The sequence below is a fragment of the Alteromonas sp. Mac1 genome (assembly GCF_001562125.1).
In the GTDB taxonomy this organism is placed as follows: Bacteria; Pseudomonadota; Gammaproteobacteria; order Enterobacterales; family Alteromonadaceae; genus Alteromonas; species Alteromonas stellipolaris.
The window spans coordinates 1902880-1919490 of sequence record NZ_CP013932.1; the positions used below are offsets into that span (position 1 = coordinate 1902880).

The window sequence follows — 16611 nt, forward strand, 5'->3', positions numbered from 1 at the left end:
AGCAATATAGCCTAGGCTAGCGCTTATTTTAACGTACAAAGAACCACCCTTATGGGTGGTTTTTTTTGCCTGTAAAATTAGTTGTTGATTTACCAGCCAGTGAGTCGTTATTTTAAACACATAAAAAGACACTCATAACAGTGCTTATAATAAGATTTTCATTAGGGCTTACAATAAAATGATAAAAAACCTCTTACATTCACTTTCAGTACCTTCACAGATTTCAGCACTGGTAGTTTCGCTTTGTGTGGCATTTTTAGGTTTAAGCAGCGTTTCATCAATCGCGCACGCAGAAGATCATGAGAAAAGCCATGAGGCCACTCAGATAAAAGAAAAACTCTTGTTGGATACCGACATCACCAATAAATGGTACAAGGTGCCCACTAAACATACCGTTACGCTTGAAACACACTATGGTGATGTAGTCATCGCGCTTAATCCCGCTTTAGCCCCCCATCATGTAAAACGATTCCGTAAGCTAATTAAAACTGACTTTTATCAACAGGAGTACTTCTATCGCGTGGTAGATGGCTTTGTAGCACAAGGAGGGAGTAATGAAAGCCATGAGCCCTCGCCAGAAACAAGTAATCTTCAAGCAGAGTTTATTGCCCCTCTGTCAGCTTCTGCTGTAGTAATTGAAGAAAACGACATGTTCGCCCCTGCTACAGGTTTTCTAAATGGCTTTCCTGTGGGAATGGACAAGGCGCGCAATGAAATGTGGGCGCTTCACTGCCCTGGCACTGTCGCTTTTGCCCGTAATAGTGAAAAGGACACAGCCAGTACCGAGTTTTATATTGTGATTGGGCAAGCCCCAAGACATTTAGATAGAAATATGTCTGTTATTGGGCGTGTGCTTGATGGAATGGACGTATTGCAGCAATTACCAAGGGGTCCAATAGAGAATAGCGGCGTTATTGAAGTACCTTCAGATAAGAGCCAAATAAAAAATAGTGCCCTTGGGAACAAAGATACGTCAGGTAAACAGTATTATATTCAGCTTCCATCCCACCCCGAATACCAAAAACGTATGAAAACTGGGCAAACACTCGATAATTCTTTCTTTCATGATAAAATTTATAGTCCAAGACCGATAGACGTTTGCTATTACCAGACTAAAACTTCATCAACACCATGGAATTAAGTTTAGGTTTATTGGCGAAATTTGATTAAATTCGCTGCACTTTGACTAGATTTTAGACCTGAACGCACAGATATTAGCCACTTAGAAAAAGTTCGTAAAAAAGGGGTTGACGGTCGCCAGTCATATCCGCATAATACGCGCCACTTCCTGAGAGGGAAAAGAAAAGCCGGAGGCTATGTAGCTCAGTTGGTTAGAGCACATCACTCATAATGATGGGGTCGCAAGTTCGAATCTCGCCATAGCCACCAATTTTCTTTTTATCTAACTTCTCTAGAGGTTCTGACTGTGCGGGAGTGGTGGAATTGGTAGACACGCTGGATTTAGGTTCCAGTGCTTCACGGCGTGAGAGTTCAAGTCTCTCCTTCCGCACCACAGTTGGGGTATAGCCAAGTTGGTAAGGCAGCGGGTTTTGATCCCGCCATTCGTAGGTTCGAGTCCTGCTACCCCAGCCATTTTTTCCTAGTAATTGCGCTTTTGCTGCGTGGTTATCACTTGGGGTATAGCCAAGTTGGTAAGGCAGCGGGTTTTGATCCCGCCATTCGTAGGTTCGAGTCCTGCTACCCCAGCCATACATAAGAAACCGGTCCTTCGACCGGTTTTTTGTTTTCTGCATCAATAAAGTTGTAATCTAACTACTTATTCCCTCTTCACTCTTTTTTTCCACATGCTACTATATTTGCTTACTGTGTCTTTTGAGCGCTTTCCTGCAAGATACTTTCTTCTACGGTGCTTTTGTTAAGGTGCTTTCCATTGAAGTGCTTTAGATTAAATGTGCTCAAGATTTAGATATTAGCCTTTTAAGGTATTCGTCTTTACGCGAATAACAGCCTCTTTAGAATTTCTACGAGTCTCACAACAAAAACAAAGGAAAACGCGTGATATACGACTTTGTCTCGGCGGTGAATAACGTCTTATGGGGTAACGGCCAAGTATTAATTATAATGCTATTGGCGTGTGGTATTTGGTTTACCGTTAAATTAGGTGGTGTTCAATTACGTCATTTTGGTCACATGTTTTCCTTATTGAAAGGAAGCAATAAATCCTCGAAAGAAGGTATTAGTTCTTTTCAGGCATTATGTACCAGTCTATCTGCACGCGTAGGTACGGGTAATTTAGCTGGCGTAGCGGTGGCTATTTCTTTAGGTGGCTCGGGCGCTATATTCTGGATGTGGATGATTGCCATATTAGGTATGGCCACAGGCTTCGCAGAAAGTGTACTTGGCCAGCTTTATAAAGTACGCGACGAAAACGGTGAGTTTCGTGGCGGCCCTGCGTATTACATTAAACAAGGTTTAAATAAAACCTGGTTAGCAGTCGCCTTTTCTTTGTGCCTTTTCTTCGGTTATGGATTTGTGTTTAGTGCCGTGCAAGCAAATACTATCACTGATGCGCTAAACAACGCTTACCAATTCCCCAGCGAATACACGGGCATAGCCATTATTGCTCTAGCCTCTTTAATAGTAATAGGTGGCTTACGGGGTATTGCCAGGTTTGCTGAATTTGTTGTGCCTTTTATGGGTATTGGTTATGTTTTAGTGGCATTAGGAATTACCTTTATCAACATCTCAGAACTTCCTGCTATGCTGATGGATATCATTAAGTCTGCATTCGGATTACAAGAAGCAGGCGCTGGCGCATTAGGTGCGGCCATTAAAAATGGTATTCAACGAGGATTATATTCAAACGAAGCCGGAAGTGGCTCTGTGCCCCATGCTGCGGCCAGTGCGGTGCCAAACCCTAACCACCCAGTGTCGCAAGGCTATATTCAAATGCTGGGCGTGTTTTTAGATACTATGGTGCTGTGTACCTCTACCGCGTTTATTATTCTGCTTGCAGGCGGGTCTAGCTCCGACCAAATGGAAGGGATCAGATTAACCCAAGACGCAATGAGCAGCCATTTAGGTGAAGGGGGCACCGACTTTGTTGCCGCCGCTATTAGCTTATTCGCCTTCACATCGGTTGTGGCTAACTATGCCTACGGCGAAAGTAACTTACACATGTTCAAACTTGATAACCGTGCTGGCCGAGCCGCCTACACAATAGGTTACTTGGGTATGATTTACTGGGGTGCTCAAGCAGCTATGCCGCAAGTATGGGCCATGGCCGATATGGCATTAGGACTAATGACCGTTATCAATATCACCGCCATTGTGTGGATGACGCCTACCATCGTGTCTATCAGCAAAGATTACTTTGCTAAACGGGATAGTGGCGAAAAAGTAGAATATAAAACCGGAGACTGTGAAATTCAGGGTAAATCTGAAGACGGTATCTGGTAAGCCTTACAGATAAAAACAAAGCTAAAGCAGTGGCAACTTTTTAAGAAGTTTATAAATCGTCGCCACTGCTTTTTTATCGCTACGGCTATATTTATTTTGGCCTGAACAGCTCAAACATATTGCTACTGTCTACCGTAAAATAATCCCCCGCTCCGCCACCGCGCATAACAGGTTCAGCTCTCAAGGTTTTATACACACCCGCTTCAATCATGTTTTTTTGTATATGCACACCCACAACTTCACCCATTACAAACCAACTTTCACACAAACCGCCTTCCGCATTTTTTAGCTGTACGATATCGGTAAGCTTGCACTCCATACTAACAGGGCTTAATTTCACTCTAGGCACATCAACAATGTGAGAAGCTACGGTATCTAAAGCAGCAAACGCGAACTCATCTTCATCGGCTGCTAATGGTGCACTGGTTTGGTTCATAGCCTCTACCAATGGCTTGCTTACAAGGTTCCAACAAAACTCACCAGTCGCTTTGATATTTTTAAGTGAATCTTTATCACCTACGCTAGAAAAACCGATGATAGGTGGCGTGTAATTAAGCGCGTTGAAAAAACTATAAGGCGCTAGGTTTAGCTTACCTTCTTTACTTTTAGACGAAATCCAACCAATGGGCCTAGGCGCAATAATGGCGTTGAAAGGATCGTGGGCTAGACCATGCCCTACTTTAGGTTCGTAGAAGTGAATATCAGACAAGAATTTTCCTTAGCAATCATGGTGGTTAATTAACTAACTTTTTTATCATTGTGAGTATAGCGGCTAAGGTGTTTAAATTGCAGTAGTGAGTTTAGGCTGGTTGTAAGTTTAGGCTAGCTGGGAGTTTAAGTTAGTTGTGAGTTTGGCTAACTAGCATAACTTAGCAGGCGTAATCATTTCATTATTTCGATGTGGTTAGTGTTGGTTTGCCATTCAGATGAATCGCTGAAATGTTAAATCATTAAGCAATAAACCATCACATACAAAAAACGGCGTTAAGCCATGCTTATACGCCGTTTTTTATTTTTATGAATTAAGAAAACAAACTATTTTTTCTTCGCTTTTTTAAGTTCTTTCTTAAGCTTTTTAAGCTTACCTTCTTGCTTAGAAATTTTAGCTTTAGTTACTTTGATTTCTTGTTTAACTTTCTTAGCTTTAGCCATTGGAAATATCCTTTTATTGCTATTGGTTATTGAGTGAGGAATGCTAGGCAATATACGCTCACTTGATGTAATCACTGCTTAAAGAGAAAATGCATTATTTGTTTCGCAAACTACTAATCCGAAGACTTCGCTTTTTGCGCTTCAGTGAATTCTTTAATAAACCGCCTGATCTCTCTTGCCGCTGTAGTATCAAGCTCTTCACAGAGATGAATAAAGTCGGCACGCTCCTGGTCGTTAATGCGAATAATCAGCTGACTATTCTTTTTTTTATTCTTTTTCTTATCCAACGTGAGTCCTCATCAAGAACAGCAGTATCTGTAAATGCCAGCCCGTAAATGCCGATAGATACCAGATCATGCGTTATATGACTATACATCATATAGCACTTGTATATACATTTTCAACATTTACTACTGTTGTATGGCACCTTTGTTTAACTGATATAGCAAAAAACGAGAAAACTAGGCGTAAAAAAACGGCCTATGATAAACAAAGGCCGTTTCTTGTATGCGTATGTTCTACATTAACTTTCGTAAAACCATAGCTGTTTTTACCACGGGTGGAAGGTTTGTCCTCTACCTTACTTCGGTTCCCAAGCAAACGATTTGAATGCGTCGTCTACAGGGGTATCAGCTAGGTGGTTTGTGTAGTTGCTCATCACTTTTTGCGCTAAAATTAGAATAATTTCTAATAGTTGCTTGTGCGCATAACCCGCATCATAAAACGCTTTAAGTTGTGCATCATCGATGTGACCACGACCACGCGTTACTGCTAATACGGTATCTTTCAATGTGTTTAGCTTGGCATCAGAAAGGGTTTCGTCGTTGCGTAACTCTTCAATTAGCTCATCACTTACTTTCATGCTTTTAGCAATACCCGTATGCGCTGGTACGCAGTAATGACACGCATGCTCTACGTTAACCGCTTGCCATACTACAGTAAGCTCTTCTGCATTGAATGAGGTATCTTGTGCCAAACCGTGAAGTACTTGATAACCTTCAAGCAACGTTGGCGCTTCCGCCATTACTGCATGCAAGTTAGGGATCATACCGAAAGCTTTTTGAGAATTCTCAAGAAGTGGTTTAGCTGCTTCTGGTGCGCTATCTGCTGTGTGTAATGTAAAATCGCTCATGTCACTCTCCTATTGATGTGAACTGAAAACCAGTAACTAAAATTGATAATAAATACTGATTACGTTTTGATGTAATACAATATAGGTTTACTTGAACACTTGTTCAAGTCATAATTGAACAAGTGTTCAAAACATTCGAATATAAGGTATACCAGAATGAAATATGTAGAGTCTGAAGTGATTGAGAAGGCCACCACGCTTTTTTGGCAAAAAGGCTTTCAGGCCGCTGGTATGCGCGACATTCAACAAGCCTTAGATATGCGACCAGGTAGTATTTACGCGCGTTTTAAAAGTAAAGAAGGTTTGTTCCAACTGGTAGTGGAAAAGTATGTAGCCCACACTCAGCAGAAACTCAGCACCGTAATTGGTGCTGATACTCCTCTTGATGCCTTGCGTGCATTTTTTGTCAACGAGCTTATTAATCCTGAAGAAATACGCTTTCAGCGCCAATGCTTATTGATTAAGTCTATTACCGAATTAGAAATGTTGGGTGAAAACGGGAAACAGTCTGTACTTGATGGCATGAGTACCTTAAAAACTTGCTTCAAATCGATTGTAAAAAAGGCCGTTCAAACTAACTCATTACCTTCGAGTACACCCGTTGATAAAGCCGCAGATTGGTTACAAAACCAATTTGTAGGGCTTCGTACTTTTGCCTTAATGCAGAGCGACAATCTCGCCATTGAATCTATGATTGATAAAGTACTCATCGACCTTAAGACATCTTGGCCTGAGTAATTGGTGCAGAAGGTGGGCTTTTATTAGAAACTTTCCACTGTATAAATTTGGTGGCAGAGTACTTTTGGGTGGGCTTATCACGTACTTCTGAATGTTAGCTTTTCGCTTGGTGAATCAGAGGCGTTGGGAGAGCTTGTATTCGCAACTTTCCTCAGTAGAATTCTGCGGCAGACTGCCTATCGACGGGCTTATCGGGGATTTTTTACTGCTGACTCTTCGCTCGATGTATCTAGAGAGTCGGGAGAGTGTGCATTAGAAACCTTCCACAGCATGGATGCTGTGGCAGAGCGCCCATGGATGGGTTTACCGCGCGTTTCTGAATGTTAGCTTTTCGCACGTTGTATCTGAGGCATTGGGAGAGCTTGCATTAGAAACCTTCCACAGCATGGAGGCTGTGGCAGAGCGCCCATGGATGGGTTTACCGCGCGTTTCTAATGCAAGCTTTCCCAAGGGCCACCATCATTCGAGCCGAACAACTAACTAAACATCATGCGCAGAAGTTGTGCTACCAGTAATATGCCCATTAGCGGCCATATCCACTTAGACCATTTGGCGGTGTCTTCATCACTAATGCGCATTTTAGAGCGTTCGATAAGTGGTATCACTATGAAAAGTGCGCCGAACAGTACGGCAAGTATTATTAAAACTTCCATTCTCGCATTCCTATCGCATATTTAAGTACTTCCCGCTTGGCTGGCTCAAACTGCTGAGCTACAGAAAGTATTTGGTTTCTTAACCATTTAATGGGGCCGATATCGTTACTAAACAAGCCGTAGAAACCATCCATAGCAGACATCATTAGCCCGTTATCACGCTGGCGCGGTTTTTCGTAGCTTGTTATTAAGCGCTTTTTAAACTCTAGCGATGTTAAATCGGTACCTTCGGCAGTCACCGCCAATAAGGTTTCAACATCTCTAAACCCTAAATTAACACCCTGCCCGGCTAATGGATTAATAGTATGCGCTGCATCGCCTACCAAAATAACGCCGTCGGTAATATAACGGCTTGCATGTGCTCGGGTTAACGGAAATGTGGCTTTATCAATTACCGTGAAGTCGTTACCGTTTTTTAAAAGCTCGTTGGGAAAGGCCTCTATAATGGCTTGCTTTAATTGTGCGGCGTTAAGGGTTGATATACGTTTGAGTTCATCGGGTGAGTCGTACCAAACTAGCGAGGCGTAATTGTTGAACATTGGCAAAAAGGCTTTAGGGCCATCAGGTGTAAATTCTTGCCATGTAATGGCATCAACCGAATTTACCATTTCAACCGTAATGCCCATAGCTTGTTGACTATATTGCCAACCAGATACGCCAATATTCGCAGCTTGCCTAACTTGCGAGGCCGCACCATCGGCACCTATTAACCACTTTGCGTGAATAGTTTCGCCGTTATCAAGACTAAGGGTGGCGGCATGGTTTCTTGAAACATCAGAATCGACCGAGCTATTAACCGAACTATTGCCTAGCGTGATATCGGTAACTTTACAGCCAGTAAACCAGGTAACGTTATCAAATGCCTGCAAGGCTTGATGACACCCCAATTGTAATAATCGGTTTTCAACAAAAAAACCTAACTGGGGCACGTCGATACTTTGTGCGGTAAAGTCTGTTCGATGGGCGGGGTCATCCCATACACTTAAGCCAGTATAGGGTTTAACGCGCATTGCTTGAATATATTCCCACGCGCCTAACGAAGTTAGTAAGGTTACAGACGCATCACTAATGGCTGATACTCTTAAGTCTGGCTTACTGGATTCGTCAAAGCCCTTGGGCAAATGGGGTTCAATAATAGCCACGCGGTATTGCTGTTTAGCTAAACCTAATGCAAGCGCAGCCCCCACCATGCCACCACCATTTATACAAAAATCATACATAATATAAATCTCTTTTACTGACCCAATAGCTTACTCGCTTTGCACTAATAAATAATACGAATGTGAGCCCAAATACGTTCGCCTTTTTAATTTACTAATATCTTCTGTTTCATGCTTTATATCCGCCACACCGCCCTTGCACAATGGCAGTGCATTAAATTCCGGCGAATGTGGGTGAATACACTGGGCATTCGGCGTTATAACAGGTAAAATACGCGGCTATTTTGAACATCTTCCCAAAACTGCAGTGGCAGGCTTTGCCAGAAATTACACCTAACCTAGTTAGCGTGTGGCATTTTCAACCGCCAGTCAATTGCTTACGGGAACTCTATCAGGTTATCGACTAGTTGTTATGACTAAAAAGCTGTATATCAAAACCTGGGGCTGCCAAATGAACGAGTATGACTCGGAGAAAATGGCAGACTTACTCGACTCTACTCATGGCTACTCTGCAGCAGAAACTGCGGAAGAAGCCGATGTTATCTTGCTTAACACCTGCTCTATTCGTGAGAAGGCGCAGGAAAAAGTGTTCCACCAGCTAGGTCGTTGGAAGAACCTTAAGCAAGATAAACCCGAGCTTATTATTGGCGTGGGCGGATGCGTAGCTTCTCAAGAAGGTAGCGTTATTCGCCAGCGAGCCCCTTATGTTGATTTAGTATTCGGCCCGCAAACCTTGCATCGTTTGCCCGAAATGATTAACCAACTTAAAGGCGGCGAAAAGTCGGTTATCGACGTGAGCTTCCCTGAAATTGAAAAGTTCGACCGTATGCCTGAGCCTCGTGCTGAAGGCCCAACGGCGTTTGTTTCTATTATGGAAGGCTGTTCTAAGTACTGTACATTCTGCGTAGTACCTTATACCCGTGGTGAAGAAGTAAGCCGTCCGGTAGACGACGTATTGCTTGAAATTGCTCAGCTAGCCGGTCAAGGCGTTCGTGAAGTTAACTTGCTTGGCCAAAACGTAAATGCGTTTCGTGGTGAAAACCACGATGGCACCGTGTGTCGCTTTGCCGAGTTATTAGAACTTGTTGCAGCTATCGACGGTATCGACAGAATTCGTTATACCACGTCACATCCGGTTGAATTTACCGATGATATTATTGACGTGTATGCCACTATTCCTGAACTTGTTGATCATCTTCACTTGCCTGTACAAAGTGGTTCAGATCGTATTCTTAACTTAATGAAACGTGGTCATACCGCCATTGAGTATAAGTCTAAAATTCGTAAGCTTCGTAAAGTTCGCCCTAACATTAGTATGTCGAGCGACTTTATTATTGGTTTCCCTGGTGAAACCGATGCTGACTTTGAAGCCACAATGGACCTTATTCAGGCAATTGATTACGACCTAAGTTTTAGCTTCATTTACAGTGCACGCCCTGGTACACCTGCAGCAGACGCAGTAGACGATGTAACCGAAGACGCGAAGAAACAGCGCCTGTACTTGTTGCAACAACGTATAAACCAACAAGCGTTACGCATTGCCCGTAACATGGTAGATACCGAGCAGCGTATTTTGGTTGAAGGCCCTTCAAAGAAAAATCCTATGGAGCTTTCCGGCCGTACTGAAAATAACCGCGTAGTAAACTTCGAAGGCACGCCGGATATGATTGGTGAATTCGTAGACGTGAAAGTGACAGACGTATTCTCTAATTCATTACGTGGCGACGTTATTCGCCGTGAAGATGAAATGGGCTTGCGTGTTGCCGTTTCGCCCCAATCTATTATGGCTAAGCACGAGGCTGATTTGCCTGACGCGATAGGCGTAGGTCAATTCAACCCAGCATAAATAGTAAAAGTGAGGAATACAGTAGTTTGAGTACATTGGTAAGTAATGAATTTGATTTGGAACCGGCAGACACAAAACGTTTGTCCAATTTATGTGGGCCGTTTAACGACAACATTAAGCAAATAGAGCGCAGGTTGGGAGTAGAAATTACTTACCGAAATAATGCGTTTAAGGTGCTAGGTGAGCCACGCCAAATTCAGAGCGCCACTGAATTACTTAAACAGCTGTATGTAGAAACTCAGCCAGTAAAAGGCCGCTTGCCTGAACTTGAACCTGAGCAAGTGCATTTGGCTATTCAACAGGCCGCGGCTTTAGAGCAAGATACAGGGTCAGGCGCTGGCGATTTCGGTAAAGAAGTACACATTCGTACAAAACGTGGTGTAATTAAGCCTCGTAATCCGAATCAAGCTCAGTATGTGGCTAATGTTCTAAACTACGACATCACCTTTGGTGTAGGCCCTGCTGGTACTGGTAAAACGTATTTGGCCGTTGCTGCAGCCGTTGACGCGTTAGAACGTCAAGAAATACGTAGAATACTATTAACTCGTCCTGCTGTTGAAGCGGGTGAGAAGCTAGGCTTTTTGCCGGGCGACCTTTCACAGAAAGTCGACCCTTACCTACGCCCACTTTACGACGCCTTGTTTGAAATGTTGGGTTTTGAAAAAGTAGAAAAGCTAATGGAACGCAATGTGATAGAAGTTGCCCCCTTAGCTTATATGCGTGGTCGTACTCTAAACGATGCTTTTATTATTTTGGATGAGAGTCAAAATACCACGGTTGAGCAAATGAAAATGTTCTTAACCCGTATTGGCTTTAATTCAAAAGCGGTGATCACCGGTGATATCACTCAAGTAGATTTGCCACGTGGTGCCCGTTCAGGTTTACGCCACGCTATTGAAGTATTGGATAATGTTGACGATATTTCGTTTAACTTTTTCAACGCTGAAGATGTGGTAAGACACCCTGTAGTTGCCCGAATCGTGCGTGCTTATGAGCATTATGACGCCGAGCAAGAGCGTGTTCGCAAAGAGAAGAAAGAAGAAGCCCTTCGTCTTCAACGTGAACAAGCTGATGCTAATGCCTTATCTGGCAGTTCATCTAATAGCACATCTGTACAACAAAATAGCGATGCCAAGTGATAGCCATTGTAGATTACCAGCAAGCCTACGAAGCTGACGAGGAAATGGCTAAGGCCATTCCCTCTGCTGAACAAGTTGAAGCGTGGGCTAATGCGGTACTTGCGGCCGAAAACACGGGCGAGCAAGAAGTTACCGTACGCTTCACCGATGATGAAGAGTCACAAACACTAAACCATGAATACAGAGGTAAAGATAAGCCCACTAATGTGCTGTCTTTTCCCTTTGAAGTTCCACCAGGCATTGAAATGAACTTGCTTGGCGATTTGGTTATTTGTGTACCTGTGATCATGCGTGAAGCGCAAGAGCAAGACAAAACACCCACCAACCACTATGCCCATATGGTCATTCACGGAATATTACATCTTCTGGGATACGATCACATAGACGATGCAGATGCTGACATTATGGAAGCAAAAGAAATTCGTATATTGGCATCTTTAAATATTGGTAATCCTTATCAATAAAACCCAATAGCGCCAACAAGTTACACTTGGGTAGTTGCGTAATTTACGTGCAAATAAACAATAAAGCATTGACGCCCCTCCCCAAGACATTTAACGTTGACGTTGTATCAATAAATTAGCGGACATTATGAGCGACGATAATCCTCACTCTACCAACGGCTCCCAAGGAAAAAGTTGGTTAGACAAACTTAAACTTTCTATCTCTGGCGAGCCGAGAAGCAAACAAGAACTGGTTGAAGTTATTACTGAAGCCGAGCAGAACGAAATCATCGATCCCCAAACCCGGGAGATGATTGAAGGTGTAATAGGTGTCAACGAAATGCGAGTTAGGGATATTATGATCCCACGCGCGCAAATGACTACCATAGACGTTGAAAAAAACGTTGATGAATTCCTACCTGTTGTGTTGGAATCAGCCCACTCCCGCTTCCCCGTTATTAGTGAAGATAAAGATCATATTGAAGGCATATTGCTTGCAAAAGACTTACTGAGCTATGCGTTTAATCCAGAAAAAAGTCTTAATTTACGCGATATCTTGCGCCCTGCCGTGATTGTGCCGGAAAGTAAGCGTGTAGATGTGCTGCTGAAAGAATTTCGCCAACAACGCTATCACATGGCCATTGTTGTGGATGAATACGGCGGTGTATCTGGCCTTGTTACCATCGAAGATATACTAGAGATTATTGTCGGTGAAATTGAAGACGAATACGATACCGAAGAAGACGGTACCGATGATATTCGCCCACTGAACAAATCGACCTATTCAGTTAAAGCGTTAACGCCTGTTGACGAATTTAATGCCTTCTTTGAAACCAAATTCAGCGAAGAAGAAGCCGATACCATAGGCGGTATTGTGCTTAAAGCGTTCGGGCACATGCCTGAAACGAACGATGAAGTTACCATTGGTGATATTCACTTTAAGGTAACCAACTCTGATAAACGCCGTCTTATACACCTGAAAGTGTCGGTGGCCTCTCTGGAGTAACTCCGTTGAAACGGTTCATTCCTTATTTACTGCTTTTACTAAGCGGCGCTAGCTTAACGCTGGCGTTTGCCCCCTTTGGTATCTGGCCACTTGTTATCCCCGCGTTTGCATTGGGTATCCGGCAAGTAATGAAACTTACGCATCGCCCTTTTTTAGCTGGTTGGTTGTTCGGGCTAGGCTGGTTTGGAGCAGGTATTAGTTGGGTACATGTAAGCATTGCCGATTTCGGTGGCTTACCGCTAATTGCATCCATAGGCCTCATGGTTTTATTATGTAGTTACCTTGCGTTGTTTCCGGCGCTTGCGTTTAAGCTTACCGCTCGCTATTTCCCTCATCGTCTTTGGCCATTGGCTTTGCCTTTTTTCTGGGTATTCGCCGAATGGTTACGCAGTTGGTTATTAAGCGGGTTTCCGTGGCTGTCGTTAGGCTATAGCCAAATCGATAGTGCTCTAGTGGGTTGGGCACCAATCATTGGTGAAACCGGCATAACAGCCTTGCTAGTTATTGGTGCGAGCTTGTTTGCCGTTGCGCATACTAAACGGCATTTCACCGGCGCGGTTGTGGTTAGCTTAGCTTTATATATTAGTGGGTTTGTTGCCAATCAGCATACATGGGTTGCCCCTAAGCAGCAGTATAACGTTGCGATGGCGCAAGGTAATATTGCACAGTCTTTGCGATGGGTGCCTGAACAAGACGCCCCTACTATGGACCGTTATTTAAATCTTACGGAACCGCTGTGGGATAACGACCTGATAATTTGGCCTGAAGCAGCGGTACCAAAATTAGAGCCACTTGCGTTAGATTATTTAACACAAGTCAATGCTCGCGCCTTTGCTGAAGATACCGCGCTTATCACAGGTATTGTTAATTTTAATTGGGAAACCGATGAGGCGTGGAACAATTTGATCGTACTGGGTAAAAGAACCCCCGATTCTACAACGCCAGACTATCAGTACTTCCATAACAATCGTTTCGCTAAGCACCATTTACTACCCATTGGTGAATTTGTGCCTTTTGAAGACTGGTTGCGTCCGTTAGCGCCTTTGTTCGATTTGCCCATGTCTTCCTTTGCGAGAGGTGATTTTCAGCAAGCTAATCTTGTTGCCAACGGTATACATTTGGCGCCGGCAATATGCTTTGAAATTGCTTTCCCAAGGCAAGTAGCCGCGAATATCTACAATGCTACAGACATGATTATTACGGTAAGTAATGATGCGTGGTTTGGCCATTCTCATGGCCCAGCGCAGCATTTAGACATTGCTCGAATGCGTGCCGTCGAGTTTGGCCGCCCCGTGGTACGTGCCACCAATAATGGCATCACCGCCTTTATTAACCACAAAGGCAATATAACCGCACGATTACCTCAATTTGAAGCGGCCAGTTTAACTGCCCCAGTGTTGGCAACCTCTGGTTTTACGCCCTATTACCTGATTCAAGATATAGGCGTGTGGGTGCTGGTATTGGTATTTTTCTTTATTGCGCTGAGGTTAAGAAAGCGTTCGAAGGATTAGTAGATACGCCATGCGCTAATCGTCCAGTTTTGATTTAGTCGGTAAGTTAAGTGGACGAACTAAAATTGAAACATAAAAAACGGCGCTTCATGCGCCGTTTTTGTACGTGTAACTAACTAGTTTTCATAGTAGTAGACTAATAGATACAGCCTTGAGCTGAATAGACAGCCTTGAGCTAACTGATTTATGAGCTAACTCAAGCAGCCTCAAGCTAATACACAGCCCCTAACTAATTCGCAGCCTGAATAGCAGTTAACGCAATAGTAAACACAATATCATCTACCAACGCCCCACGGCTTAAGTCATTGACGGGTTTGCGCATACCTTGAAGCATTGGCCCAATACACACCAAATCGAAACTACGCTGTACCGCTTTGTAAGTGGTGTTCCCGGTGTTTAAATCTGGGAACACAAATACGTTCGCTTTACCTGCAACAGGGCTGTTTGGCGCTTTACTGCGCCCTACACTTTCAATGGCAGCAGCGTCGTATTGAAGCGGCCCATCAATCAGCAAATCTGGACGAAGTTTTTGTGCAATCTCGGTAGCTTCACGCACCTTTTCAACATCACTGCCAGCACCAGATGTACCAGTAGAATAACTGATCATGGCCACTCTTGGTTCAATACCAAACATCTGCGCCGAAGTAGCAGACTGAATAGCAATATCCGCCAGCTGCTGGGCGTTAGGATCTGGGTTTATCGCGCAATCGCCATAAACCAAGACTTGGTCGGGCAATAGCATAAAAAATACCGACGATACTAATGATGCATTTTCTGCTGTTTTGATTAACTGCAATGCTGGGCGAATGGTATTTGCTGTAGTGTGAACGGCGCCAGATACCAAACCATCAACATCACCTTGCTGCAACATCATAGTACCTAGGGTAACGTTGTCTTGTAGCAGCTCGCGGGCAACCACATCAGTAACACCTTTGTGACCGCGAAGCTTAACTAACCCAGCCACATAATCTTCTTGAATTGCAGCAGGTGAAACAATCTCTACGCCTTCCCCCAATACCACACCTTGTTGCTGCGCCACACGTTGAATTTCGTTTTCATCACCAATTAGTACAGGGCGCGCTAGCCCCCGTTTTGCACATATAGCGGCGGCTGCCACAGTACGGGGTTCATTACCTTCAGGCAGTACCACTCGTTTATTAACTTGGCGCGCACGATTGGTTAAATAATAGCGGAATGCAGACGGAGAAAGTTTCTTTTGACGAGATACTTTTTCGGTAAGCGAAGCTACCCATTTAGCGTCTAAACTTTCAGCCGCATGCACCATCACTTTTTCGATACGCTGACTATCATCTACCGGCACTTCTTGATTGAACGCGTGCAGATTCTGTGCGGTTTGCCACGTATTAGTATTAACTAGCATGACAGGCAAGCCGGTCTCCAGTGCTTGGCTGCATAAATGCTTTATATTTTCATCTGGCTGGTAGCCGCCGGTTAATAGCAATGCGCCTAATTTGGTACCATTTAACGCTGCTAAACAACAAGAAACAAACACATCACCTCTATCACCAGACATCACTTGCAGTGCACCAGGCTTTAACGTGTGCGTCATGTTATGAATTTCACGGGCAGCAAAGGTAACGCTACTTAATCTACGTGAAGCAATATTGCCTTCGTTAATTAATGTGGCGTTTAAGTGCTTGGCAATATCGATAGCGCGGGGAGACATAAGCTCTGCATTCCAATCAATATTTCCCAACAGATTTAAGCCTTTTGCAAATATAGGCAGCTCACGCAACGCTTTGCTGCGTGTTTCATCGTGCTCTGGCGCTTCTAGCACACTTAAATCGGTACGTAGTTGGCCATGTTCGTCGTAGGGCGCGTTTACTTTGTTAAATATACAACCTACTACCTTTTTACTTTTATGGCCGCCGTAAGCGTCTACCACAATTTCAAGTCGATGGTTAATATCAACAGGATCATCGTTTCCTGGCACGCAAACAAACACTATATCGGCATCTAACGCGCGACTAATTTCAAGATTCAGACGCTCTGCGTAGGGATGATGGCGGGTTGTTACCAAGCCTTCGATAACGGCTACTGCATCGGGTTCTTGATGTGCTTCAAAGCGCTCTATAATCTCTTCAAGTAATTCATCAGTATTGTCGCTACTGATCATTCGCTCGACTACATTCAAATCGAACGGCGCTATAGGCTTAACACTACAGTGGTGGCTAATAATAGCTGTAGAGCGCTCTTCACCGGTATCGCCTCTTCGAGGCTGTGCTACAGGTTTAAAAAAATTCAGTTTAATGGCTTGTTCTTCTAATGCACGAACTAGCCCAATGCTGACAGTAGTTAACCCTACGCTAGTGCCAACAGGGATCAGCATAATACGGCGTGACATAATTGCTCCTAAAGCAAAGACAATTTACGCGAAAACAATTTACGCA

14 protein-coding genes and 4 tRNA genes are annotated in these 16611 nt (G+C 43.7%); 12 read left to right on the forward strand and 6 right to left on the reverse strand.

The genetic code is table 11. The annotated features are described in order from the left end of the window. The first annotated feature begins 178 nt into the window (after positions 1-178). From AV939_RS08035 to AV939_RS08060, 6 genes are all read left to right on the forward strand, one after another. Positions 179-1141, forward strand: coding sequence for a peptidylprolyl isomerase (locus AV939_RS08035; RefSeq protein ID WP_231751179.1), 963 nt, complete (start codon positions 179-181; stop codon positions 1139-1141). Between the two features lie 171 nt (positions 1142-1312). Further along, positions 1313-1389: transfer RNA gene (locus tag AV939_RS08040), tRNA-Met, on the forward strand. Between the two features lie 39 nt (positions 1390-1428). Next, a tRNA-Leu gene (locus tag AV939_RS08045) sits at positions 1429-1513 on the forward strand. 4 nt (positions 1514-1517) lie between these two features. Beyond that, positions 1518-1593 (forward strand) — tRNA-Gln (locus AV939_RS08050). A 41-nt stretch (positions 1594-1634) separates the two neighbouring features. Next, positions 1635-1710, forward strand: a tRNA-Gln gene (locus tag AV939_RS08055). A gap of 306 nt (positions 1711-2016) precedes the next feature. Beyond that, entirely contained in the window at positions 2017-3420 is a 1404-nt protein-coding gene (locus AV939_RS08060; RefSeq protein ID WP_057792705.1) for an alanine/glycine:cation symporter family protein, read from the forward strand. Between the two features lie 91 nt (positions 3421-3511). Here AV939_RS08060 and AV939_RS08065 read toward each other — a convergent pair whose 3' ends face one another. The 3 genes from AV939_RS08065 to AV939_RS08070 all read right to left on the reverse strand — a co-directional run bounded on the left by AV939_RS08065 (position 3512) and on the right by AV939_RS08070 (position 5704). Then, a complete protein-coding gene (locus tag AV939_RS08065; protein WP_057792707.1) occupies positions 3512-4129 on the reverse strand; it encodes a flavin reductase family protein in 618 nt (205 codons plus the stop codon). Positions 4130-4685: 556 nt separating this feature from the next. Continuing rightward, positions 4686-4859 (reverse strand): hypothetical protein, encoded by a 174-nt coding sequence (locus AV939_RS20255; protein ID WP_167347515.1) that lies wholly within the window; start codon positions 4857-4859, stop codon positions 4686-4688. A 293-nt stretch (positions 4860-5152) separates the two neighbouring features. Continuing rightward, positions 5153-5704: a carboxymuconolactone decarboxylase family protein gene (locus AV939_RS08070; RefSeq protein ID WP_057792709.1), complete on the reverse strand. Its 552-nt coding sequence runs from the start codon at positions 5702-5704 to the stop codon at positions 5153-5155. Between the two features lie 156 nt (positions 5705-5860). Here AV939_RS08070 and AV939_RS08075 point away from each other — a divergent pair, with 156 nt between their 5' ends. Then, a complete protein-coding gene (locus tag AV939_RS08075; protein WP_057792711.1) occupies positions 5861-6442 on the forward strand; it encodes a TetR/AcrR family transcriptional regulator in 582 nt (193 codons plus the stop codon). Between the two features lie 476 nt (positions 6443-6918). Here the strand turns inward: AV939_RS08075 and AV939_RS20260 are convergent, their stop codons facing one another. Together AV939_RS20260 and AV939_RS08080 are read right to left on the reverse strand one after the other, a co-directional pair. Then, positions 6919-7095 carry a hypothetical protein gene (locus tag AV939_RS20260; protein WP_167347516.1) on the reverse strand — a complete coding sequence of 59 codons (177 nt, stop codon included), beginning with the start codon at positions 7093-7095 and terminating at the stop codon, positions 6919-6921. Continuing rightward, positions 7083-8315 carry an FAD-dependent monooxygenase gene (locus AV939_RS08080; protein WP_061997510.1) on the reverse strand — a complete coding sequence of 411 codons (1233 nt, stop codon included), beginning with the start codon at positions 8313-8315 and terminating at the stop codon, positions 7083-7085. Before AV939_RS08080 ends, AV939_RS20260 begins: the two co-directional genes overlap by 13 nt. Positions 8316-8667: 352 nt before the next feature. Between AV939_RS08080 and miaB the strand changes: the two genes are divergently transcribed. The 5 genes from miaB to lnt all read left to right on the forward strand — a co-directional run bounded on the left by miaB (position 8668) and on the right by lnt (position 14200). Next, the gene (gene miaB / locus AV939_RS08085) at positions 8668-10101 is read left to right on the forward strand and encodes a tRNA (N6-isopentenyl adenosine(37)-C2)-methylthiotransferase MiaB (RefSeq protein ID WP_057792714.1); all 1434 of its coding nucleotides are present in this window, start codon (positions 8668-8670) and stop codon (positions 10099-10101) included. Between the two features lie 26 nt (positions 10102-10127). After that, a complete protein-coding gene (locus AV939_RS08090; RefSeq protein ID WP_057792716.1) occupies positions 10128-11240 on the forward strand; it encodes a PhoH family protein in 1113 nt (370 codons plus the stop codon). Continuing rightward, a complete protein-coding gene (gene ybeY, locus AV939_RS08095; protein ID WP_057792718.1) occupies positions 11237-11704 on the forward strand; it encodes an rRNA maturation RNase YbeY in 468 nt (155 codons plus the stop codon). Before AV939_RS08090 ends, ybeY begins: the two co-directional genes overlap by 4 nt. 127 nt (positions 11705-11831) lie before the next feature. Further along, the gene (locus AV939_RS08100; RefSeq protein ID WP_013784735.1) at positions 11832-12689 is read left to right on the forward strand and encodes an HlyC/CorC family transporter; all 858 of its coding nucleotides are present in this window, start codon (positions 11832-11834) and stop codon (positions 12687-12689) included. 5 nt (positions 12690-12694) lie between these two features. Then, the gene (gene lnt / locus AV939_RS08105; protein WP_231751180.1) at positions 12695-14200 is read left to right on the forward strand and encodes an apolipoprotein N-acyltransferase; all 1506 of its coding nucleotides are present in this window, start codon (positions 12695-12697) and stop codon (positions 14198-14200) included. Between the two features lie 229 nt (positions 14201-14429). Here the strand turns inward: lnt and pta are convergent, their stop codons facing one another. Next, positions 14430-16565, reverse strand: a complete 2136-nt coding sequence (gene pta, locus AV939_RS08110) for a phosphate acetyltransferase (protein WP_057792720.1) — start codon at positions 16563-16565, stop codon at positions 14430-14432. Positions 16566-16611 lie beyond the last annotated feature (46 nt).

Coding starts and splice junctions, on each gene's coding strand:
- AV939_RS08035 (WP_231751179.1), top strand. CDS start 179: ATGATAAAAAACCTCTTACATTCACTTTCAGTACCTTCACAGATTTCA.
- AV939_RS08070 (WP_057792709.1), bottom strand. CDS start 5,704: ATGAGCGATTTTACATTACACACAGCAGATAGCGCACCAGAAGCAGCT.
- AV939_RS08075 (WP_057792711.1), top strand. CDS start 5,861: ATGAAATATGTAGAGTCTGAAGTGATTGAGAAGGCCACCACGCTTTTT.
- AV939_RS20260 (WP_167347516.1), bottom strand. CDS start 7,095: ATGGAAGTTTTAATAATACTTGCCGTACTGTTCGGCGCACTTTTCATA.
- AV939_RS08080 (WP_061997510.1), bottom strand. CDS start 8,315: ATGTATGATTTTTGTATAAATGGTGGTGGCATGGTGGGGGCTGCGCTT.
- miaB (WP_057792714.1), top strand. CDS start 8,668: ATGACTAAAAAGCTGTATATCAAAACCTGGGGCTGCCAAATGAACGAG.
- AV939_RS08100 (WP_013784735.1), top strand. CDS start 11,832: ATGAGCGACGATAATCCTCACTCTACCAACGGCTCCCAAGGAAAAAGT.
- pta (WP_057792720.1), bottom strand. CDS start 16,565: ATGTCACGCCGTATTATGCTGATCCCTGTTGGCACTAGCGTAGGGTTA.